The organism is Citrobacter tructae (assembly GCF_004684345.1).
Classification (GTDB): Bacteria; Pseudomonadota; Gammaproteobacteria; order Enterobacterales; family Enterobacteriaceae; genus Citrobacter; species Citrobacter tructae.
Map to the genome: position 1 here is coordinate 798,988 of NZ_CP038469.1, position 20,875 is coordinate 819,862.

Sequence of the window (20,875 nt, forward strand, 5' to 3'; positions counted from 1 at the left end):
TGAACGTCTACTCAATATCCATTCTATTGACCTGCCATGCCGATCGTGAATAATAAATCTGATTATTCAGTTCAGGTATGCTGTCATAGGGATAAACAATAAATAACGGGCCTTTATCACGGATGCGCATATATTTTCCGTTGATTTTTAAAGCAAGGATAACATTGTATTTCTTAAAATCATTGAGTGGGATAACAGTGGTGTAGTCATTGAGTGCGGTGACCTTTACGACAGTACCGTTAGCCCCAACATAATCCATCAGTTTTTGCAATGGAATACCCGTAAAGGTAGTGCGTCCATTGTACCAGGGAGAGGTTGTCTGGAAGGTGACCATGCCCAGTTTTTCAAGGCTGGCGATATCAAAAACGGCTTTCCCGTCTTCATTTGTATTTTCTATATTACCAGAAAGGGTTAAAAGGACTTTACCGGCAGGTTTGGAAACTTCACCCGCCCAGACCTGGGTGGAGACCACAAAGCTTAACAACATGACAATTAAACGCATTCTAACCTCACCAGACTACCGGATGTAAAAGAATTATAATTTAGATATCATGCTATTTATATATGCTGCCTGGTAATTATTGATGTAATAAGTACCTCCATACTTTAATTCATTAAAATCAATGAGTTAGTTTTACCTTGTTTTTTAATTATAATAGAAAAAGGTACGGCTATTATTTGAATTACGCTAAATTTTATTGTGTTTGTACAAAAACAAACCACCTGTTTAACCCGTGTGAATTAACACGCACGAATATAAGGGTTTATTTTTTGCAGGCACAGGGCTGCTGTTACAACCCTGACCATCTTAGACTTCAATCGTGTGCTGTGTAGCAAATCATCGAGACCTGGCTTTGTTACTCAACCTGTCCGTGGTTAATGCGCGTTAACGGCTCGTTGACATCGAAGATTTTGAAATTTACGTTTTCCACGCCCAGCAGCTTCAGACGGGCGGTATGCTTTTTGACATATGCCAGCGCGGTTTCTTTGTTTTGGAACAGATAGATGCCGCCGGCTTCCTGATTTTCTTCGTTTTCTGTCCAGATTTTCCAGATGAAACCGGGCTCCTGGTTAATGGACTCAGCTAGGTCGACAAGCTGACGTGACATCTCTGCACCAAACGGACCCTGAAAATCAAAGTGCAACTGCAATAGTGTGTTCGACATAACTCCTCCATGGAAAACGCTGATGTGGGTAAGCCTCTATCTTATTTTTAATTTATTGCACAATAAACTGCAAAGTCTCGCTAATTCGCCAGTTGGATGAAAATTCGTTATGATCCGCTCCCGCACTCTATCCTGGCAGCCTGATGTCTACCATTATTGATACCTTTATCGCTCCGCCGTGCCATGACGAGATAGAGATCCTCTATCAGGACGATCACCTGCTCCTCATCAACAAGCCCACAGGGCTGCTGAGTCTGTCGGGGAAAAATCCACAAAACCTGGATTCGGTACATCACCGGCTGGTTCAAATTTACCCCGGCTGTACACTGGTTCATCGGCTGGATTTTGGTACGTCCGGGCTGATGGTGATTGCTCGCAACAAGGCGATCAATGCCGCGCTGTGCCAGCAGTTCAGCCAGCGTGCTGTCACCAAGGTGTATAGCGCTTTGCTATGCGGACATCTGGACAATGATGAAGGGATGATAGACGCCGCCATTGCCAAAGATCCGGCGCTGTTCCCGCTGATGTCGATATGCGCCGTCAAGGGTAAGCCCGCACGATCCCGCTATCGGGTCGTCGAGCGCGTGCATCACTCGCTGGAAGACGGGACGTTACTGCCGTTAACGCGGGTACAGCTTTTCCCCGAAACTGGTCGCACCCATCAGTTACGTATTCACTGTCAGTATCTGGGACACGCTATCTGGGGGTGCGATCTGTATGGTGGTCGTTTATTGCCTGGCACTGAACTGACGCCGCGACTGATGTTGCACGCCAGCGAGTTGCATTTTAAACATCCCGTCAGCGAAAAGTGGATTAACGCGCAGAATGCCAGTCCGTTCTGAACACGTTAGAGAGAATAGCCGCCGGACGGCGGCTAATGTGGGGGTTATCGCGCAGCGCGTTGTAAAATGATAGCGGACGGCTGGCGTTGCAGGTAGCGCATACGCAGCATCATAAGGACTGCGGCAGAGGTCAGACCGATAATAAAGCCTATCCAGAAACCAGCGGGTCCCATGCGGTCAACCACCAAGTCGGTCAGCGCAAGAATGTACCCACTCGGCAAACCCAGAACCCAATATGCTGTCAGGGTGATAAAGAAAATGGAGCGCGTATCTTTATACCCACGCAGGATACCGCTGCCAATAACCTGAATCGAGTCTGATATCTGATACACGGCGGCCAGCAACATGAGCTGTGCCGCCAGCGTCACGACTTCAGGATTATTGTTGTAGAGTAGGGCGATTTGCTCACGCAATGTCACGGTAAAGACTGCGGTCATCACCGCCATGCAAACACCGACGCCTAACCCCGTTCTTGCCGCAGTTTGCGCGTCAAGCGTTGAACCTTGGCCCAAACGATAACCGACGCGAATAGTCACGGCGGCTGCCAGCGACATCGGCAGGACGAACATTAACGAGCTAAAGTTCAGCGCGATCTGGTGTCCGGCGACGTCAACGATCCCCAGTGGGGAGACCAGCAATGCCACCACGGCAAATAACGTCACTTCAAAGAATAACGCCAGAGCAATCGGTAAGCCCAGTTGGATTAGGCGCTTCATTACTGCGGTATCTGGCTTCTGGAAGCCAGTTACGTTGCGAATGTCACGCATCGAACGCGCACGTTTGACGTAGGAAAGCATGGCGATAAACATCACCCAGTACACCGCAGCGGTGGCTACGCCGCAGCCTACGCCGCCGAGTTCTGGCATGCCAAAGTGACCATAGATGAAAATGTAGTTAACAGGAATGTTCACCAACAGACCAAGAAAACCCATCACCATCGCCGGTTTGGTTTTGGCCAGACCTTCACACTGGTTACGGGCAACCTGGAAGAATAAATAGCCCGGCGCGCCCCACAACAGCGCGCGCAAATAACCTACGGCTTTATCGGCCAGCGCCGGATCGATGTTATGCATGGAGCGGATAATGTACCCCGCGTTCCACAGTACCACCATGATCAGCACGGAAACGCTGCCCGCCAGCCAGAAACCCTGGCGTATTTGATGGGCAATGCGATCGCGGCGACCAGAGCCATTAAGTTGCGCAATAACCGGCGTCAGAGCCAGCAGGAGACCGTGACCAAAAAGAATGGCCGGGAGCCAGATGGAGGTCCCGATAGCAACGGCGGCCATGTCCGTCGCACTGTATCCGCCCGCCATGACGGTATCGACGAACCCCATTGCGGTTTGGGCGATTTGCGCAAGAATCACCGGAATTGCCAGAGCTAATAACTGACGCGCTTCAATTACATACTTTTGCACGTTTACACCATTATATTGTTGTTATTTGAGAGACTAAAAAAGCCGCCTTATAGGGCAGCAAGAAGAAAATACAGGGGAAATTGCAGTCTATTGTAGCGAGGAATACGTAATTCTCCAGTGAAAAAACAGGTGGGGGCGGTGCATTGCTGGCAACCGCAATTTTCACCTGCTATTGTGCTCAGCAGAGATGTCTTAATTACGTTCAGGAGTTAGAGGTATGTTTACGGGTATTGTGCAGGGCACCGCGAAACTGGTGTCTGTTGATGAAAAACCAAATTTTCGCACGCATGTAGTGGAGTTACCTGAATACATGCTGGATGGGCTGGAGACGGGCGCATCGGTGGCACACAATGGTTGTTGTCTGACGATAACCGAAATTAACGGCAACCAGATAAGCTTTGATCTGATGAAAGAAACGCTGCGTATTACCAATCTGGGCGACCTGAAGGTCGGGGATTTGGTCAACGTTGAGCGTGCGGCTAAATTCAGCGATGAGATTGGCGGACACTTAATGTCGGGTCATATTATGACCACCGCCGAGGTGTCGAAAATTCTGACCTCCGAGAATAATCGGCAGATATGGTTCAAGGTCCAGGATACGTCGCTGATGAAATACATCCTGTATAAAGGATTTATCGGTATTGATGGCATCAGCCTGACGGTCGGTGAAGTGACGCCGACGCGCTTTTGCGTGCATCTGATCCCGGAAACGCTGGAGCGTACGACGCTTGGCAAGAAAAAGCTGGGCGCACGGGTTAATATCGAAATCGACCCGCAAACGCAGGCGGTTGTGGATACCGTTGAGCGCGTGCTGGCCGCGCGAGAAAGCGCGATCAGCAACATCACCGGTGAGGCTGGGGCCTGAGTCATGATGAAAAGCCCCCGTCGCGAACGGGGGCCGAAAGAACTAGCGTGGAACGCGCAGGCCGTGTTCCACACCGCGAGAGAAAACCACCTGCCAAAGCTGAATATCACGTGCGCGAAACGCACCGGCACAGGCGTTGAGGTAATAACTGAACATGCGTTTAAAACGCTCAGTATAATTATCGGCAATCTCCGGCCAGCTCTCCATGAAACGCTCATGCCAGGCCATCAACGTGGTATCGTAATCCGCACCAAAATTGTGCCAGTCCTCCATCACAAAATGTGACTCGCTGGCGTTGGCAATCTGGCGTACCGATGGTAAACAACCGTTAGGGAAAATGTATTTGTTGATCCATGGGTCAACGTTATTGTCAGTTTTCTTTGAACCGATACTGTGCAGCAAAAACAGACCATCTGGCTTTAAATTGCGATCGACCACATCAAAGTAGGTGTTGTAGTTTTTTGGCCCCACATGCTCAAACATACCGACGGAGACAATGCGGTCAAAGCGGTCGTTCAGGTCGCGGTAGTCCTGGAGTAAAATAGTAACGTCCAACCCTTCACAGCGCGCCTGCGCCAGTTTCTGTTGTTCCGCTGAAATCGTCACGCCCACCACACTCACGCCGTATTGTGCCGCCATAAACTGGGACAGGCCTCCCCAGCCGCAACCAATATCGAGCACGCGCATTCCTGGCTTCAACTGCAATTTCTCGCTAATCATCCTGAGCTTCGCCTGCTGGGCAGCTTCCAGAGTGTCGGCATCTTTCCAGTAGGCGCAGGAATACTGCATATAGGGGTCGAGCATGCGGGTAAAGAGATCGTTGCCAAGATCGTAGTGCTCTTTGCCGACAACCCACGCGCGCTTTTTAGTCTGTAGATTAAACAGACGCGCCGTTGCGATACGGAGAGTATCTTTGAAATGGCGGGGGAGTTGGCTTTCCAGATCTGCGCGTAAGACTTTGGTAAAAAACATATCCAGACGATCGCATTCCCACCAACCATCCATATAGCTTTCACCTAAACCCAGCGAACCTTCTTGTAAAACACGTTTGAAAAAAACGGGGTTTTTAACGCGAATATCCGCCGGCGCAGAACCATTAATCGTAATACCCGCACGGCTCAACAACTCATTAGTGATTCGGTACCAGTCATCATCCGGTACGCTGACGTCTTCTATACACGATGAACTCATAGCTTCTCCATCACTGGTCGGTGATCAGAACCTTAAAACAGCGTAGACGCTTTTTTGGTCTTGTGAGAAATTTCACGGAATTAATCTGTGAATCTATTATCCGACGTAGAACAGAGGAAGGGAGGAACCCTTACCGAAAAGACCATCCATGGTTAAACGGGAACGTGCTTGTTCCCGTTAAGACATAAAAATTATCGTTTTTTTAACAACTGAGAATCAGTATAGGCCTCAATTTTGGGCGATTCAATAGAAAACTGTTAGCCAGCTAATTAATAATTTGTGTTATTAATGTGACTCGCCGTGTGCAACCGTAGACACCTCATCTGCCAGAGAGTCACTTTCTTTCTGCGATTGCATTTTGTAACCCAGCGCGGCCAGTAACACTGTTGATAGCATGACGCTGGTAGTGGTGAACAGCGGCGTGCTGATTAACCACGAAACGATCAAGCTCGCCAGGAAGCATAGACCGAGTTGCAGCGTGTTCTGCAGTGCGGCGGCACGTCCTGTTGCCTGAGGAAAGGGACGTAACGCCTGAGCGACGACAATGGGGTAGATCGCACCGTTCGCTATTGCCATCACGCAGAATGGGATCAGGATTTCGGCCAGTGCAACGTGGTGAATAAAGCCGGTCGCCCAGGTGGCGATAACGCTCACGGCATAAAGGATGAGCAGCCAAGGTAGCAACTGGCGGCCTTCCCATTTTTGCAATGCGGCACGACAGCCGTATCCGCCTATCAAAAAGGCAATAGTTTGTGGCACATAGCTCAGGCCAATGACGGCTGGGCTATAGCCCATCTCGCTCAGGATAAACGGCGAGCCGGTCAGCCAGGCGAAAAAGCTCGCGGAGCAGGCGGCATAAATCAGCACATTGCCACGGTATGTTCTGGAGCGCAGCAGGGTGGCAAAGGTGAGTTTATCCTGACTATCGTCACGCGCTTTTGTCGTCGGCTTCAGGCGCAGGGCCGGTAGCATCAGGATCAAGGTGATTGCAAACAGGGTGGCAAAGATAGCCTGCCAGGAAAAATGCATCAGGATCCAACTGCCTAACAATGGCGCAAGCGCAGGCGATAATCCGACCAGAGGCATAATCGTGGCAAAGATACGGTTAACTTTTTGTGAGGGATAATAATCGGCAACCAGCGCTTGCCAGATGACCGACGCCGCACAAACGCCAACGGCCTGGATAAAGCGCAATACCAGCAAGCCGGTCGCGTTTTCGACCCATAACATACCGAGACTGCCCAGCGCGAAGATGGATAAGCCCAGCAGTAAAATGGGCTTACGACCATAATGGTCGGAGAGAGGCCCCCACAGAAGTTGCGCGACGGCAAAACCAGCTAAGAACAAGCTAAGGCTGGCGCTGACGGCAGACGCAGGGGTTTGCAAATCGGACTGAATAGCCGCAAATGCTGGCAAATACATATCCGTTGCCAGAAAACCGAGCACGCTAAGACCTGCCAGCCAGACTAAAAACCCTTTTCCAGGTTGCATCATCATTTCTCTTTTTAGTAGTAAAACAGTGTCGCTGAGTGTAGTGAGTGTAATTCTTGCTGTGAAACGCTAATATTTGCATACTGATTTCAAATTTTTTGCAGGCAGAGTATGTGGTCGGAATATTCCCTTGAAGTGGTTGATGCGGTTGCGCGTAACGGCAGCTTTAGCTCTGCCGCCCAGGAGTTGCACCGTGTGCCTTCGGCGGTAAGCTATACCGTGCGACAGCTGGAGGAGTGGCTGGCTGTGCCACTTTTTGAACGCCGCCATCGGGATGTGGAATTAACGCCCGCCGGGGCGTGGTTTTTAAAAGAAGGGCGGTCTGTTATCAAAAAAATGCAGATCACCCGTCAGCAATGTCAGCAAATTGCTAACGGCTGGCGCGGGCAGTTGGCGATTGCGGTCGATAATATCGTCCGGCCGGAACGGACCCGGCAGATGATTGTGGATTTCTACCGTCATTTTGATGATGTGGAATTACTCGTTTTTCAGGAGGTGTTTAACGGCGTCTGGGATGCACTGTCAGATGGGCGCGTGGAACTGGCTATTGGCGCGACGCAGGCCATTCCGGTGGGGGGACGTTACACGTTTCGCGATATGGGGATGTTGAGCTGGAATTGCGTGGTAGCGAGCCATCATCCGTTGGCGTCGATGCCCGGGCCGCTCAGCGACGACACGTTGCGCAACTGGCCGTCGCTGGTGCGTGAAGATACTTCGCGCACGCTGCCAAAGCGCATCACCTGGCTGCTGGATAACCAAAAGCGGGTGGTAGTGCCCGACTGGGAGTCATCCGCTACCTGTTTATCGGCGGGGCTATGTGTGGGGATGGTGCCGACGCATTTTTCTAAACCGTGGATCGACAGCGGTAAATGGGTCGCGCTACAGCTTGAGAATCCCTTTCCTGATGCCGCTTGTTGCCTGACCTGGCAGCAGAATGATACCTCGCCTGCGCTGGGCTGGCTGCTGGACTATTTAGGGGACAGCGAAACGCTGAATAAAGAGTGGTTGCGGGAGCCAGAATAAGGCCCCCGCGCAACAGATTAACGACGGTAATCGCGGAACGGGCCGTCTGCAACGGAGCGACGTTCTACCAGGCGCGGATGCACCTCAATTGACTGCGACACTTCGCGCTTATTCACGATACGGTCTAACAGCATGTTAAAGGCTGTTTCACCGAGGGAATCCTTCGGCTGGTGAATAGTGGTTAATGCCGGAGTGAAGAACCGGGCATTACGCACGTTGTCATAACCAATCAGCGACACATCCTGCGGGACGCGTAAGCCCATCTCGTCCGCGGCGCAGAGCGCGCCCATCGCCATGATATCGCCACCACAGAAAACGGCGGTCGGGCGATGTGACTGGGAGAGGATCTGCTGCATGGCGCGATACCCGGATTCAGGCTCAAAATCACCCTGAACAATCCAGTTCTCAGGGACTTTAATCAGCGCTTCTTCCATCGCTTTCATAAAACCAGCCAGACGACCGGCTCCGGTGTTGCGCTCCATAGGACCTGGGATCACGCCAATCTCGCGATGACCGCGCTCAACCAGATAACGACCTGCCATATAGCCGCCTTCAAAGGCGTTATCAATGACCGTATCGGTAAAGTCGGCTTTGGCTTCGCCCCAGTCCATTACCACCATCGGAATATGGCGATACTCTTCGAGCATGGAAAGTAGCGACTCAGGATATTCTGAACACATCACCAGCAGGCCATCCACGCGCTTTTGCGCCATCATGGAGAGATAGGCCTGTTGTTTTTCGAGGCTGTTCCACGCGTTTCCCAGAATCAGGGTGTAGCCTTTCTGGAAACAGTTCTTCTCAACAGCTTCGATAATTTCCGCAAAATAGGCAGCTTCGCTGCTGGTCGCCAGCAAGCCGATTGATTTGGTGTGATTCACCTTCAGGCTGCGCGCTACTGCGCTTGGGGAGTAATGTAACTCTTTAATCGCTGCCCAAACGGCATTGCGCGTCTCTTCCGCGACAAAGCGTGTTTTGTTAATTACGTGTGATACGGTTGTAGTGGAAACGTTTGCTCGCTTCGCCACATCTTTAATTGTTGCCATTACATCTCACTCCAGACCATATCCTAAGCTCCTGAGAATACTCCAGGTAAACGTTTGCCTTACACACCCTTCGCGCAACATCAGGGTTGCGGTACGCCAAGGAAAACGACACGGAACGTCAGGAAGGGGTCAATGGCCGGTACGCTAATTAAGTAAGCGTGGAATTTTGTCTGATCTTAACGAAAAGGGGAAGAGTTAAAAGCAGTTATCAATATAAATCGTGAGAGATTTTTGCTTTCAAGTGTGTAAAAATGCGCAATATCACTTTTTGTGTGGGAATAAAAAGGAGAAAACTTGATGAGCACCGATCTGAAATTTTCGTTAGTCACTACCATTATTGTTCTGGGTTTGATCGTCGCGGGTGGCCTGACCGCAGCGCTGCATTGATTTCCCCGAGGGAGTTAGCTCTCCCTCATCTTTTCCGCTTACTCTTCCTTTTCTATTGTTTGCAAATAAGCAAAAGTCTTTTGCAATTTTGTTAACTTTATTAATTTTGCGATCAGTGTCATGCTTTTGACTCTTAATTTATGTCGTGCCACGGCTCGACGTTACGGAGTCGCGGTATGAAAATCAATTATCCTTTACTAGCGTTGGCAATTGGGGCGTTTGGCATTGGCACGACCGAATTTTCGCCAATGGGATTGTTGCCCGTCATTGCTAAAGGTGTCGATGTCTCGATTCCGGCGGCAGGCATGTTAATAAGTGCCTATGCGGTAGGGGTAATGGTCGGCGCACCGCTAATGACCTTGCTGCTTTCTCACCGTGCGCGCCGTAAGGCGCTTATTTTTCTGATGGCGATTTTTACGCTGGGCAACGTGCTGTCGGCAATATCGCCGGATTACACCACCCTGATGTTATCGCGTATTTTGACCAGTCTTAACCATGGTGCTTTTTTTGGCCTCGGCTCGGTAGTGGCTGCAAGCGTGGTGCCAAAGCACAAACAGGCTAGCGCCGTTGCTACCATGTTTATGGGGTTAACCATCGCCAATATTGGCGGCGTTCCAGCGGCCACCTGGCTGGGTGAAACCATCGGCTGGCGCATGTCGTTTATGGCCACTGCGGGTCTTGGCGTCATCGCAATGGTCAGCCTGTTCTTCTCATTACCGAAAGGTGGGGCAGGAAAGCGCCCGGACGTGCGCAAAGAGCTGGCGGTGCTGATGCGTCCACAGGTGCTGTCGGCTCTGCTGACGACCGTTCTGGGGGCCGGCGCGATGTTCACGCTTTATACTTACATTTCACCGGTGCTGCACAGCATTACTCATGCCACGCCGGCCTTTGTTACCGGAATGCTGGTGCTGATTGGCGTCGGGTTTTCAATCGGTAACTATCTGGGCGGCAAACTGGCAGACCGCTCAGTCAACGGCACACTGAAGGGCTTCTTACTGCTACTGATGGTGATTATGCTGGCGATCCCGTTACTGGCGCGTAGTGAACTGGGCGCAGCAATCAGCATGGTGGTATGGGGGGCGGCAACGTTTGCGGTGGTCCCGCCGTTGCAGATGCGTGTGATGCGCGTTGCCAGCGAAGCGCCGGGTTTATCATCATCGGTCAACATTGGCGCGTTTAATCTGGGGAATGCTTTGGGCGCTGCGGCCGGTGGGGCGGTGATATCCGGCGGATTAGGCTACAGTTTCGTCCCGGTGATGGGAGCGATTGTGGCGGGCTTGGCTCTGTTACTGGTCTTTGTTTCAGCAAGAAAACAGCCTGAAGAGGCTATCACTACCGCGAATTAATGCAAAAACGCAGAAGGGGTCTCCTTCTGCGCTATCTTTTTTATGCTGCGAAGTTTTTCGCAACAAACGCCCAGTTCACCAGCGCCCAGAAATGTTCCAGGTAGCCAGGACGCGCATTGCGATAATCGATGTAGTAGGCGTGTTCCCACACATCAACGGTCATCAGCGGCGTCGCATCGGTGGTCAGCGGCGTACCGGCATTTGAGGTGGAAACGATCGCCAGCTTGCCATCGGTACCTTTGACCAGCCAGGTCCAGCCAGCACCGAAGTTTTTGATAGCAGCATCGGTGAATTGCGCTTTGAAGTCAGCGAAGCTGCCAAAGGATGCGGCAATGGCTTCGGCCAGTTCGCCGGTCGGTTCGCCGCCCGCGTTTGGTGCCAGGCAGTTCCAGTAGAAGGTGTGGTTCCAGACCTGGGCTGCGTTATTAAACACACCGCCTTCAGAGCTACGAACGATCTCTTCCAGTGATTTGCCTTCAAACGCCGTGCCTTTGATCAGGTTATTCAGATTAGTAACGTAAGTCTGGTGATGTTTGCCATAGTGGTATTCCAGCGTTTCAGCAGAAATGTGCGGGACCAGAGCATCTTTGGCATACGGTAATGCAGGTAATTCGAACGACATTGCTTCTCTCCTTATTATTTATATTGAGTACACACAATAGCCTCATTGTGAGTAAGGATAGGGTAGCAAATTGAAAGGTTATGCAAAAGAAGAACTTACCCTACAGCACACGCGGTAGGGTAAGTTTTTAGCGAATTGTTTTTGGCGTCATCACTCGACGAGCACCCACATAGTGGCGCTGCCAGTAATCTTCGCTCAGGGAGGTGATTTGGATTTCCTGGCCGCTGCGTGGAGACTGGATAAATTTACCGTTACCGACGTAGACGCCAACGTGATCGGCAGTGCCGCGGCCCTGGGTGCGAAAGAACACCAGATCGCCGTTTTTCAGCTCGTCGCGGTCAATCGGTGCAGCGTCGCGCAGGTGATACATTTCATTGGCGGTACGCGGAATACGGAACTTCACCAGATCCTTATACGCGTAATAGACCAGACCGCTACAATCAAAGCCGGTTCTTGGTGATGAGCCACCCCAGCGGTAGGGTTTACCGATCTGGTTCATCAGGGTAGACATGGCGGTTTTGGTCGCTTTTTGCACTTTAACTTTATGAGTATCGGCAAGGGCTACCGGGGCTGTCGATTTCACTTTTACACAGCGCGGTTTGTGACCTTTGCGCGGGGTGCATTTTTCAGTCCAGGTCACAGCAGCGGTCTGTGCAGTCGCTGTTTTACCGCGACGGTTGACCGTTTTAGTTGATTTTGCTGGAGTCGCTGTGCGTTTTTTGGAAGAAGAAGCGGTTTTAGTGCTGGTTTTACTGGTGGTCTTTTTAGCCGTTTTCTTGGTGGTTTGTGTCACTTTTTTACTGGCTGTCGCGCTTTTCTTTTTATCTACCGTTTTGATGGTATGGGAAACAGTAGGGGTCGTCCTGGTCTGCTTGGAAGCATGGGCCACTGACGTAAAAGGGAGTGTGGTAAAAAGCAAAGCACAGAGCGTGATCGAGATTCGGTTTATCCGCGCCACTGAGCAGTCCTCTGTTAAGGCAGGTCTATCATGCCTGCGTGTGATTTTCAAAGCTTGATGATTCTAATCTATAGAAACGGGAAACTTAATAGCTTTTTTCGTTTAATACTTTGTTTCGCTACTGACCGCAAAAAAAAACAGCAAATAAAGGTAAAACTGGTGAACAGATAATCAAATCTGCATGCTTTAAGGGGGTAAGTGAGATTATGAATGCAACTTTTAACGACTGGCGATAAAATAATAACCGTAATGAAAATGTTATTTTCCGTTACCTGCCTGACCCGCTACAATGTCAGACTACTGCCGTAAAAGAAGTTTAAGGAAGCAAGATAATGAGCACCACTATCGAAAAAATCCAGCGCCAGATCGCTGAAAACCCGATTCTCCTGTATATGAAAGGTTCTCCAAAACTGCCAAGCTGCGGTTTCTCCGCTCAGGCCGTGCAGGCGTTGTCTGCCTGTGGTGAACGCTTCGCTTATGTTGATATTCTGCAAAACCCGGATATTCGCGCCGAGTTGCCGAAATACGCAAACTGGCCAACCTTCCCGCAGTTGTGGGTTGATGGTGAGCTGGTTGGCGGCTGCGACATTTTAATCGAAATGTACCAGCGCGGTGAACTGCAGCAGCTTATCAAAGAAACAGCGGCGAAGTACAAAACCGAAGAGCCGGACGCTGAATAATCAGCAGAGACAAAAAAGCGACCGGCCGGTCGCTTTTTTTATGCCTGTGAACCATCGCTGAGTAGCGACGCGTTACGCTTCTTCAGGCATTGGCAGAGGCCAGCCGCCAAGGCGCTTCCAGCGGTTAACGATTTCGCAAAACAGCACCGCCGTACGTTCGGTGTCGTACAGAGCAGAGTGCGCCTGATTTCCGTCAAATTCCATACCTGCAGCCAGGCACGCTTTAGACAGTACGGTTTGTCCCAGCGACAGACCGCTCAGGGCTGCGGTATCGAAGGTAACAAACGGGTGAAACGGATTACGCTTCAGCGAGGCGCGTTCTGCGGCTGCCATCATGAAGCTGTGGTCGAAGGTGGCATTGTGCGCAACCATGATCGCCCGATTGCAGCCGCTGTCTTTGATGCCTTTGCGCACCATTTTGAAGATGGCGTGCAGGGCGTCGTATTCGCTGACTGCGCCGCGTAGCGGATTACTCGGGTCGATACCGTTAAACGCGAGTGCTTCCGGTTGCAGATTTGCCCCTTCAAACGGTTCAACGTGGAAATGCAACGTCATGTCCGGCATCAGCCAGCCTTGTTCATCCATTTTCAGCGTGATGGCTGCAATCTCAAGCAGCGCATCGGTTTTGGCGTTAAATCCTGCTGTTTCTACGTCAATGACGACAGGATAAAAACCACGAAAACGGTCACACAGACCGGAAAGTTGAGCGTTATCGGACATCTGGGTCTCTTAATACGGGAAAATTGCAGCGCGTATTATGACAAAATGATGAGTATAAAACTACGGGCACAGACGATCTGCGCCCGAGGGGAGATTAGTCACCCAGGCCGCGACCTGCGTCTTTCTCTTCGATCAGTTCGATTTTGTAACCGTCCGGATCTTCTACAAATGCGATAACTGTCGTTCCGCCTTTGACCGGACCCGCTTCGCGTGTCACGTTGCCGCCGTTCTGGCGAATGCGCTCGCAGGCTTCTGCAGCGTTGTCTACACTCAGGGCAATGTGCCCGTACGCAGAACCCAGGTCGTATTTATCGACGCCCCAGTTGTAGGTCAGCTCAATGACGGCTTCGTCGGTTTCAGGACCGTAACCGACAAACGCCAGAGAATACTTGTATTCAGGGTTTTCACTGGTACGCAGCAGCTTCATGCCCAGCACGTTGGTGTAAAACTCGATAGAACGCTGCAGGTCACCTACGCGCAGCATGGTATGAAGTAAACGCATCTTTTTCCCCTTCAAAAATGGCTAACAGATTCAAAATGTTGTTTTAGTATAGCGGCGTTGTTGCGCCGCTATCAATGGTAGAACGGGGTTTGTGACGTTACAGGGTAGGATAATCGGTGTAACCTTCCGCTCCGCCGCCGTAGAAACTCTCCGCGCGCTGCGGGTTCAGTTCCGCTTTGTGCTGCAGACGGGCGACCAGATCTGGGTTAGCAATATAGGCGCGGCCAAAGGCGACGGCGTCGATCAACCCTTTCTCAATCAGCGCTTCTGCTTTTTCTGGCGTGTAGGCCCCGGCACCAATAATCGGACCGTGGAAACGTGCGCGAACTTTCTCGCGGAATGCATCACTGTACGGCTCACCACCGGCCCAGTCAGGCTCGGACATGTGCAGATAAGCGATACCGCGTTTGCCAAGCTGTTCAATCAAGTACAGCGCATCGGCTTCTTCATTCGGACCGTTATCGACGTTCTGGAATGAACCGATAGGGGACACGCGAATACCAATCCGATCTGCGCCCCATTCTTTGATCCCGGCGTCGACGACTTCCAACACCAGACGCGCGCGATTTTCGACGCTGCCGCCATACTGATCGGTACGCTGGTTAGAGGTTGGCGACAGGAACTGATGCAGCAAATAGCCATGCGCTGAGTGCAGCTCGACCATGTCAAATCCAGCCTCGCGTGCGTTGGCGATCGCCTGTCGGAAATCATTGACGATTCCCGGAATTTCTTCGGTTTCCAGGGCGCGCGGCATAGAGGTATCGGCACGTGTGGCCAGGCCATTTTCATCGCGCAGCGAGGTCCGGGTACCGGCGCTGAGGGCGGAAGGAGCAACCGGCGGTTGTCCGTTTGGCTGCAGGCTGACGTGAGAGATACGACCGGTATGCCACAGCTGTACGGCAATATGACCTTGCTCTGTATGGACGGCAGCGGTGATTTTTTTCCAGGCTTCAATTTGCGCTGCGCTGTGGATGCCTGGGGCTCCGGCGTAACCTTTAGCCTGGGCGGAAATTTGCGTGGCCTCGCTGATGATAAGGCCCGCACTGGCGCGTTGACGATAATACTCGGCCATCAGCGGAGTCGGGATGTCGCCAGGTTCGATACTGCGCAGACGCGTCAGCGGGGCCATAAAGACGCGATTTGCCGCTGTGATAGCACCCACTTTGAGCGGGGAAAACAATTTTTCAGATGACATAGTAACTCCAGATATGAATAGACCGGTCGTCTAGCAATTGGGTAAATAAAAACGCCTGTTTAAACGCCAGGCGTTGCAATGATGGTTTTAACGTGCGCCAGCGCATATTCCAGCGGGGTGGCACTGCGAGACATCTTGGCCTGCAGGTTGGCCCCCAGCCACAGCGCATACAGCACCTGCGCCTGCTGCAACGGTTCGCCGGTAAACGACAGACAGCGCGTGTCGCGACCTTTTTCCAGCGCCTGCGCCAAAAGGGTAATAATGTGCCGCGCGCCGGTATCCATCGCCGTACGCATATCTTCTGAGAGATCGCACACTTCGGCAGACAGTTTTACGGTTAAGCAGCCGCTAATCATGCCGTGCTGACTAAACTGATTCAGGGTTTCCTGATAGTAGGCGATAATTCTGTCGCGGTAGTTTCCGGCACCTGACTCAAAATGCGTGGCCAGCCGCAGATGGTAGGCCGCGTAATGGCGCTCAAGCATAGAAACACCGAACGCTTCTTTAGAGCGAAAATAGTGGTAAAACGATCCTTTGGGCACCTCGGCGGTTTTCAGCAGTTCGCTTAAACCCATACCAGTGAAGCCGCGCTGCATGCAAAGCTGCTCGCCGGTCGCCAAAAGATGTTCACGTGTGTCGTGTTCAGTTGCTTTGTTCATGGCATGGAGTGTAATAGACCAGTCGGTCTAATGCAATAGCGCTTGCCAGAAATTCAGTTAACGTCTTCAATAGATATATCAATCTTACTGAAGGAGGGGATGTGGCCGAACAGCTGGAGTTTTTCCCCGTCCAGAGCCCGTGTCGCGGGATCTGCCAGTCCGACGAGCGCGGATTTTGCCGGGGATGTTTTCGTAGCCGGGATGAGCGTTTTAACTGGCAGAAAATGAGCGATGCCGAAAAGCAGGATGTGCTGCGCCTGTGTCGCCAGCGTCTGATGCGTAAATTACGTGCAAACAAACCCAGCCTCCCTGAAGAACCGCAACAACCTTCACTCTTTTAAAAGCGTAATTGCGTATACTCGGTGCACATTCATTTATAAGGAAGCTGCTATGGTTCAGCGTATTACTATTGCGCCGCAAGGCCCGGAATTTTCTCGCTTTGTCATGGGGTACTGGCGTCTGATGGACTGGAATATGTCCGCGCGACAGTTAGTCAGCTTTATTGAGGAACATCTGGATCTGGGCGTCACTACTGTCGATCACGCCGATATTTACGGCGGGTACCAGTGCGAAGCGGCATTTGGCGAGGCGATGAAGCTGGCTCCGCATCTGCGCGAAAAAATGCAGATTGTGACCAAATGCGGTATCGCCACCACTGCGCGCGCGGAAAATACCCTGGGTCACTACATCACCGACAGCGATCATATTATTGCTAGCGCGGAGCAGTCGCTGAAACTGCTGGCGACCGACCATATTGATCTGCTGCTGATCCACCGTCCCGATCCGCTGATGGATGCCGATGAGGTGGCAGAGGCGTTTAAAAAACTGCATCATAGCGGCAAAGTACGCCACTTTGGCGTATCTAACTTTACGCCCGCGCAGTTTTCACTGCTGCAATCGCGTCTGCCGTTTACCCTTGCAACCAATCAGGTCGAGATTTCACCAGTACATCAGCCACTTCTGCTGGATGGTACCCTGGATCAACTACAGCAACTGCGCATCCGGCCGATGGCTTGGTCCTGTCTTGGTGGTGGGCGGTTGTTCAATGATGATGCTTTCCAGCCGCTTCGCAATGAACTTGCCGTGATTGCGCAAGAGCTAAATGCGCAATCTATTGAGCAGGTGGTGTACGCGTGGATCCTCCGTCTGCCATCTCGGCCGTTGCCGATTATTGGATCAGGAAAAATTGAACGTGTTCGCGCCGCCATTGAGGCCGAATCACTGAACATGTCCCGTCAGCAATGGTTCCGTATCCGTAAAGCCGCGCTGGGTTACGACGTACCGTAATCGCGTTTTCGGCGTTCTGTCGCTCAAAATTGCGTCACTGGTTTACACTTACCAGTCAGACACATAGTGACGGAGGTCGTATGAAGCGTTTGAGTATAGCCATAATCACCTTACTGGCCTGCGCGGTCGCGCAGGCTGCCAGTGAGAAAGTGGAGATGAACCTGGTGACGTCGCAAGGCGTTGGTCAGGCGATTGGGTCAGTCACCATTGCTGAAACCGCAAAAGGGCTGGAGTTTACGCCAGATCTGAAGGCACTGCCGCCGGGTGAACATGGTTTTCATGTGCATGCAAATGGTAGCTGTCAGCCTGCTATCAAAGAGGGTAAAGCCTCGGCTGCGGAATCTGCGGGCGGACATTTTGACCCGCATAAAACCGGCAAACATGAAGGCCCGGAAGGTGCCGGACATTTGGGTGATTTGCCTTTTTTGGTTGTTAATGCTGAAGGATATGCCAAGACAGCAGTCATCGCTCCGCGTCTGAAATCACTGGATGAGATTAAAGGTAAGGCGCTGATGATCCACATGGGCGGCGATAATATGTCCGATCAACCGAAACCGCTCGGCGGTGGCGGAGCGCGTTACGCTTGCGGAGTAATTAAATAATCAATGGGTTAACGTTCCCGGTGGGGGGGCTTGCTCAAGCTGAGACAACGAGCAATGTAAACGCCAGATAAGTGCTGCCAGTTCTTGTGCAGCAGGCTGATGGTGATGGGCAAGCGTATCGCAGATGTGTTGTAATTCGCTAAGCGTGGCATTCAACGGACGTTGTTGTACGCCACGCTCGCTCATCACGTCGCGTAGCAGTGAGATGCATACGTCCCTGACGCGGGCCAGTGGATCGGAACGCGCTTCCCAGGCACGCAGTTGCCACACCACATGCGAGCAGTTCAGCAGCACCACTCCCCAACGTAATAACCATCGCCTTGCCAGCGCGTCCTGGCTATTACTGAGTTGGCTAACATGATGATAGGTTAACGACTCGAATTCATGTTCACTGTGCGACGGATGCCGACTGAGCTGGTCAACAAAATCCCGACGCAGGGCGCGAATATGACGTCGACTCTTTCTCGCATCTGAGCCTGGCCGCAAGATAGCAAAGGCCAGCCAAGATAGCGCCACGCCGGTAATTTTCGCCAGATTATCATTTAGAAAATCGGCAAAGTCATACACTGGCGGATTGGTCACGGCAATGAATGATCCCATAAAGACGATCAACTGCCCCCAAAGTCCGGCAAGGGCAGGCATTTGCAGCTTTAACAGCTGCATGGTGGCGAGCAGTGGGAAGAGAAACAGAATGAATTGCCACAGGTCGGTGATTTGCACCATCAGGCCGAATTTCACCACAAAACTGAATAATGACAGCAGTACCAGCGTGCGCATCAGCAGTGAGAGTGATTTGAACGGGGCGGCAACGGCGGAGTACAGCACGCAGCTAATGGCGGCCAGCGTCAGCGCCCCCGCGCCAGACTCCCACTGTGCGCCAATGCTCCACGCGCCGACCAACATCAACGTGCTGAAGGTTCGTAACCCGCTCCAGATGGCTTCCACATTGTCGGTATGGCGAGCCAGACCCGGGGTGCGATTCACGTTGATGCGCTCAGCGGTCACGCCGTTTTCAAGCAAATGCAGATAATGACTGCTTTGCAGGTAGATACGGCAGAAATAGCGTAGCCGTTGCCAGAAGGCGACGTGTCGGTAGTCGTGCTGATTCTGCGGACGCAGGGGGGCAATAATGCGTGCCACGGTATAGCTGTCGGTATCGGATTTCACCAGCGCACTGAGCAGTTGCTCAATAATTTCCCGGGTCTGTGCGGGGGGATTCGGCCAGTTCAGCAACATTCTGCGCAGGCTGGAAATCACGCTGGTGAGGCGCAGTTGCTGATGCAACAGCGAATTGAGCAGGGCATTCTGGCGACGAAAGCGATAGTGACTCCAGAATGCCTGAATACGCAGCAAATTCATGGTCAGAATTTGGCCGATCACCCCTTCATGGGCTGAGCGGATCGCATCGGTGGTTTCGGGTTGCCAGAGTAGGCTGGCATGTTCCAGCAAACGCGCGTGCATGTTTTTCAGCGCGGTCAGCAGCGTTGTGCCATCGGACGTGCTGGGCAGGATCATCATCATCATGGCACCGCAGAGTATTCCGACAATAACTTCGCACACCCGCGCCTGGGCAATATCCCACAGTTGCGTAATCTCAATCGTATTCACCATTGGAAATGCAATGATAGCTGCGGTGTAACCTGCCAGTTGAAACGCGTAAGCCACGTTATTGGTAAAGTGCGCACAGGCCCAGGTGCATAAACCAATCCATGCTGACATGCTGAGCAGAAATAGCCATGGTTCGTTGAGGGTATGACCGGCAATGATCAACGCCGCCGTAGCCCCCAGCAAACTACCTGCCACACGTCCCAAACTTTTGCTGATGACGCCGCCAACGGTGGGAAAACTGACCACCGCAGCGGAGGTCATCGCCCAGTAGGGTTCATCCAGATTCAGGTAATAGGCGAATGTTAACGCCAGACACATCGCGATGGTATTACGCAGCGCGTAACGCCACTGTGCGGCAGTGGCTTTAAACCATGGCAAATTGCCGGGCGTCAGTTGAAGCCGTTTCATTTTTGCGGACCGATGGATACGCTGCAGGTCGTGCCCGAAACCAGGGTGACATCGTGTGGTAGAGCGTCAAACTCGATACGCACGGGCACCCGTTGCGCCAGTCTTACCCACGGTACGTTTGGTTTGATATCAGGTATAAGGCCGGAGTCGCTCTCTACGCTTTGATCGTAAATCGCACGGCCAATGCTGGATACGTGACCCTGTAACTTTACGTTGCCACTGTACAGCGTAATCAGCGCCGGTGCTCCCTCACGAATATGGCGAAGCTTGGTCTCTTCAAAATATCCCATCACATAAAATGAGCGGCTGTCGACCAGGGCAAACAGGGGCTTACCGGTAGTCGCGTAATCTCCACGGCGCGTAGAAAGATTTGTCACCCAACCGGCGACCGGCGCTTTCACTTCCGTTTGAGTCAGTTGCCACTGAGCCTGTCGCAAAGTGGCCTCAGCGGCCCCAACGCTCGCCTGCATCGCTTTTACGTTGAGGTTGGCCGTGTCCAGATCCTCGGCAGAGATATAATTTTGCGACAGATGACGGCGGCGATTGGCTTCGTTGTTAGCCTTTGCCAGATCGGACTGCGCTTTCGCTAACTGCGCCTGAGCATTCAGTTCAGCAATATGAAACGGCGTCTTATCGATAACAAATAGCACGTCGCCAGCGTTAACAAACTGATTATCTTTAATATGGAGGCTGGTGATACTTCCGGATACCTGCGGCGTGATGCTGACCTGCTCCGCACGGACTTTGCCGTCACGTGTCCAGGGGGACTGCATATAATAATTCCACATCCACCAACCCGCGAGAACGGCGGTAACAGCGACTATAATAGTGGAGAAGTATTTAATGGTTTTGAGCGACATAA

Annotated in this window: 22 protein-coding genes and 1 pseudogene; 9 read left to right on the forward strand and 14 right to left on the reverse strand. The window is 51.9% G+C overall.

All coding sequences use genetic code 11. From position 1 onward, the window contains the following. Positions 1 to 7: 7 nt before the first annotated feature. Positions 8 to 502, reverse strand: coding sequence for a putative pterin-binding protein (locus tag E4Z61_RS04370; RefSeq protein WP_135321698.1), 495 nt, complete (start codon positions 500 to 502; stop codon positions 8 to 10). A 355-nt stretch (positions 503 to 857) separates the two neighbouring features. Further along, entirely contained in the window at positions 858 to 1,166 is a 309-nt protein-coding gene (locus E4Z61_RS04375; RefSeq protein ID WP_135321699.1) for a monooxygenase, read from the reverse strand. Positions 1,167 to 1,309: 143 nt separating this feature from the next. Here E4Z61_RS04375 and E4Z61_RS04380 point away from each other — a divergent pair, with 143 nt between their 5' ends. Continuing rightward, positions 1,310 to 2,008 (forward strand): RluA family pseudouridine synthase, encoded by a 699-nt coding sequence (locus E4Z61_RS04380; RefSeq protein WP_135321700.1) that lies wholly within the window; start codon positions 1,310 to 1,312, stop codon positions 2,006 to 2,008. Between the two features lie 44 nt (positions 2,009 to 2,052). Here E4Z61_RS04380 and mdtK read toward each other — a convergent pair whose 3' ends face one another. Beyond that, complete coding sequence (gene mdtK / locus E4Z61_RS04385; protein ID WP_135321701.1) at positions 2,053 to 3,426, reverse strand: multidrug efflux MATE transporter MdtK; 1,374 nt, start codon at positions 3,424 to 3,426, stop codon at positions 2,053 to 2,055. Between the two features lie 217 nt (positions 3,427 to 3,643). On the opposite strand from mdtK, the gene E4Z61_RS04390 reads away from it, so the two are divergent. Further along, entirely contained in the window at positions 3,644 to 4,291 is a 648-nt protein-coding gene (locus tag E4Z61_RS04390; RefSeq protein WP_135321702.1) for a riboflavin synthase subunit alpha, read from the forward strand. Between the two features lie 42 nt (positions 4,292 to 4,333). Here E4Z61_RS04390 and cfa read toward each other — a convergent pair whose 3' ends face one another. Continuing rightward, positions 4,334 to 5,482, reverse strand: coding sequence for a cyclopropane fatty acyl phospholipid synthase (gene cfa / locus E4Z61_RS04395; protein WP_135321703.1), 1,149 nt, complete (start codon positions 5,480 to 5,482; stop codon positions 4,334 to 4,336). Between the two features lie 285 nt (positions 5,483 to 5,767). Continuing rightward, positions 5,768 to 6,973 (reverse strand): purine nucleoside transporter PunC, encoded by a 1,206-nt coding sequence (gene punC, locus E4Z61_RS04400; protein WP_135324874.1) that lies wholly within the window; start codon positions 6,971 to 6,973, stop codon positions 5,768 to 5,770. A gap of 111 nt (positions 6,974 to 7,084) precedes the next feature. On the opposite strand from punC, the gene punR reads away from it, so the two are divergent. Continuing rightward, positions 7,085 to 7,996, forward strand: coding sequence for a DNA-binding transcriptional activator PunR (gene punR, locus E4Z61_RS04405; protein ID WP_135321704.1), 912 nt, complete (start codon positions 7,085 to 7,087; stop codon positions 7,994 to 7,996). A gap of 17 nt (positions 7,997 to 8,013) precedes the next feature. Here punR and purR read toward each other — a convergent pair whose 3' ends face one another. After that, the gene (gene purR, locus E4Z61_RS04410) at positions 8,014 to 9,039 is read right to left on the reverse strand and encodes an HTH-type transcriptional repressor PurR (RefSeq protein WP_135321705.1); all 1,026 of its coding nucleotides are present in this window, start codon (positions 9,037 to 9,039) and stop codon (positions 8,014 to 8,016) included. Positions 9,040 to 9,336: 297 nt separating this feature from the next. Between purR and cydH the strand changes: the two genes are divergently transcribed. After that, positions 9,337 to 9,426 (forward strand): cytochrome bd-I accessory subunit CydH, encoded by a 90-nt coding sequence (cydH, locus tag E4Z61_RS04415; RefSeq protein ID WP_003029209.1) that lies wholly within the window; start codon positions 9,337 to 9,339, stop codon positions 9,424 to 9,426. A 176-nt stretch (positions 9,427 to 9,602) separates the two neighbouring features. Beyond that, positions 9,603 to 10,772: an MFS transporter gene (locus E4Z61_RS04420; protein ID WP_135321706.1), complete on the forward strand. Its 1,170-nt coding sequence runs from the start codon at positions 9,603 to 9,605 to the stop codon at positions 10,770 to 10,772. A gap of 40 nt (positions 10,773 to 10,812) precedes the next feature. On the opposite strand, the gene sodB is transcribed toward E4Z61_RS04420, so the two are convergent. Continuing rightward, positions 10,813 to 11,394 carry a superoxide dismutase [Fe] gene (gene sodB, locus E4Z61_RS04425; protein ID WP_135321707.1) on the reverse strand — a complete coding sequence of 194 codons (582 nt, stop codon included), beginning with the start codon at positions 11,392 to 11,394 and terminating at the stop codon, positions 10,813 to 10,815. A gap of 127 nt (positions 11,395 to 11,521) precedes the next feature. Beyond that, the gene (locus E4Z61_RS04430) at positions 11,522 to 12,352 is read right to left on the reverse strand and encodes a C40 family peptidase (RefSeq protein ID WP_135321708.1); all 831 of its coding nucleotides are present in this window, start codon (positions 12,350 to 12,352) and stop codon (positions 11,522 to 11,524) included. Between the two features lie 332 nt (positions 12,353 to 12,684). Between E4Z61_RS04430 and grxD the strand changes: the two genes are divergently transcribed. Next, positions 12,685 to 13,032: a monothiol glutaredoxin 4 gene (gene grxD / locus E4Z61_RS04435; RefSeq protein WP_003832760.1), complete on the forward strand. Its 348-nt coding sequence runs from the start codon at positions 12,685 to 12,687 to the stop codon at positions 13,030 to 13,032. Positions 13,033 to 13,104: 72 nt separating this feature from the next. On the opposite strand, the gene rnt is transcribed toward grxD, so the two are convergent. From rnt to E4Z61_RS04455, 4 genes are all read right to left on the reverse strand, one after another. After that, the gene (rnt, locus tag E4Z61_RS04440) at positions 13,105 to 13,752 is read right to left on the reverse strand and encodes a ribonuclease T (protein ID WP_096757157.1); all 648 of its coding nucleotides are present in this window, start codon (positions 13,750 to 13,752) and stop codon (positions 13,105 to 13,107) included. A gap of 94 nt (positions 13,753 to 13,846) precedes the next feature. Continuing rightward, entirely contained in the window at positions 13,847 to 14,254 is a 408-nt protein-coding gene (gene gloA, locus E4Z61_RS04445) for a lactoylglutathione lyase (protein WP_135321709.1), read from the reverse strand. 97 nt (positions 14,255 to 14,351) lie between these two features. Further along, on the reverse strand, positions 14,352 to 15,449 hold the full coding sequence (nemA, locus tag E4Z61_RS04450; RefSeq protein ID WP_135321710.1) for an alkene reductase: 1,098 nt from the start codon (positions 15,447 to 15,449) through the stop codon (positions 14,352 to 14,354). Positions 15,450 to 15,508: 59 nt separating this feature from the next. Further along, positions 15,509 to 16,108: a TetR/AcrR family transcriptional regulator gene (locus E4Z61_RS04455; RefSeq protein WP_135321711.1), complete on the reverse strand. Its 600-nt coding sequence runs from the start codon at positions 16,106 to 16,108 to the stop codon at positions 15,509 to 15,511. A gap of 101 nt (positions 16,109 to 16,209) precedes the next feature. On the opposite strand from E4Z61_RS04455, the gene E4Z61_RS04460 reads away from it, so the two are divergent. The 3 genes from E4Z61_RS04460 (at position 16,210) to sodC (ending at position 17,997) form a co-directional block, all read left to right on the forward strand. Then, positions 16,210 to 16,449, forward strand: a complete 240-nt coding sequence (locus tag E4Z61_RS04460; RefSeq protein WP_135321712.1) for a DUF1289 domain-containing protein — start codon at positions 16,210 to 16,212, stop codon at positions 16,447 to 16,449. A 49-nt stretch (positions 16,450 to 16,498) separates the two neighbouring features. Further along, a complete protein-coding gene (locus tag E4Z61_RS04465; RefSeq protein WP_135321713.1) occupies positions 16,499 to 17,395 on the forward strand; it encodes an aldo/keto reductase in 897 nt (298 codons plus the stop codon). Between the two features lie 80 nt (positions 17,396 to 17,475). Continuing rightward, complete coding sequence (gene sodC, locus E4Z61_RS04470; RefSeq protein ID WP_135321714.1) at positions 17,476 to 17,997, forward strand: superoxide dismutase [Cu-Zn] SodC; 522 nt, start codon at positions 17,476 to 17,478, stop codon at positions 17,995 to 17,997. Here sodC and E4Z61_RS04475 read toward each other — a convergent pair. Beyond that, positions 17,973 to 20,013, reverse strand: a pseudogene (locus E4Z61_RS04475) (FUSC family protein). The gene sodC and the pseudogene E4Z61_RS04475 overlap by 25 nt on opposite strands. Next, positions 20,010 to 20,873: an efflux RND transporter periplasmic adaptor subunit gene (locus E4Z61_RS04480; protein ID WP_205746879.1), complete on the reverse strand. Its 864-nt coding sequence runs from the start codon at positions 20,871 to 20,873 to the stop codon at positions 20,010 to 20,012. Before E4Z61_RS04480 ends, E4Z61_RS04475 begins: the two are co-directional and overlap by 4 nt. Between the last annotated feature and the right edge of the window lie 2 nt (positions 20,874 to 20,875).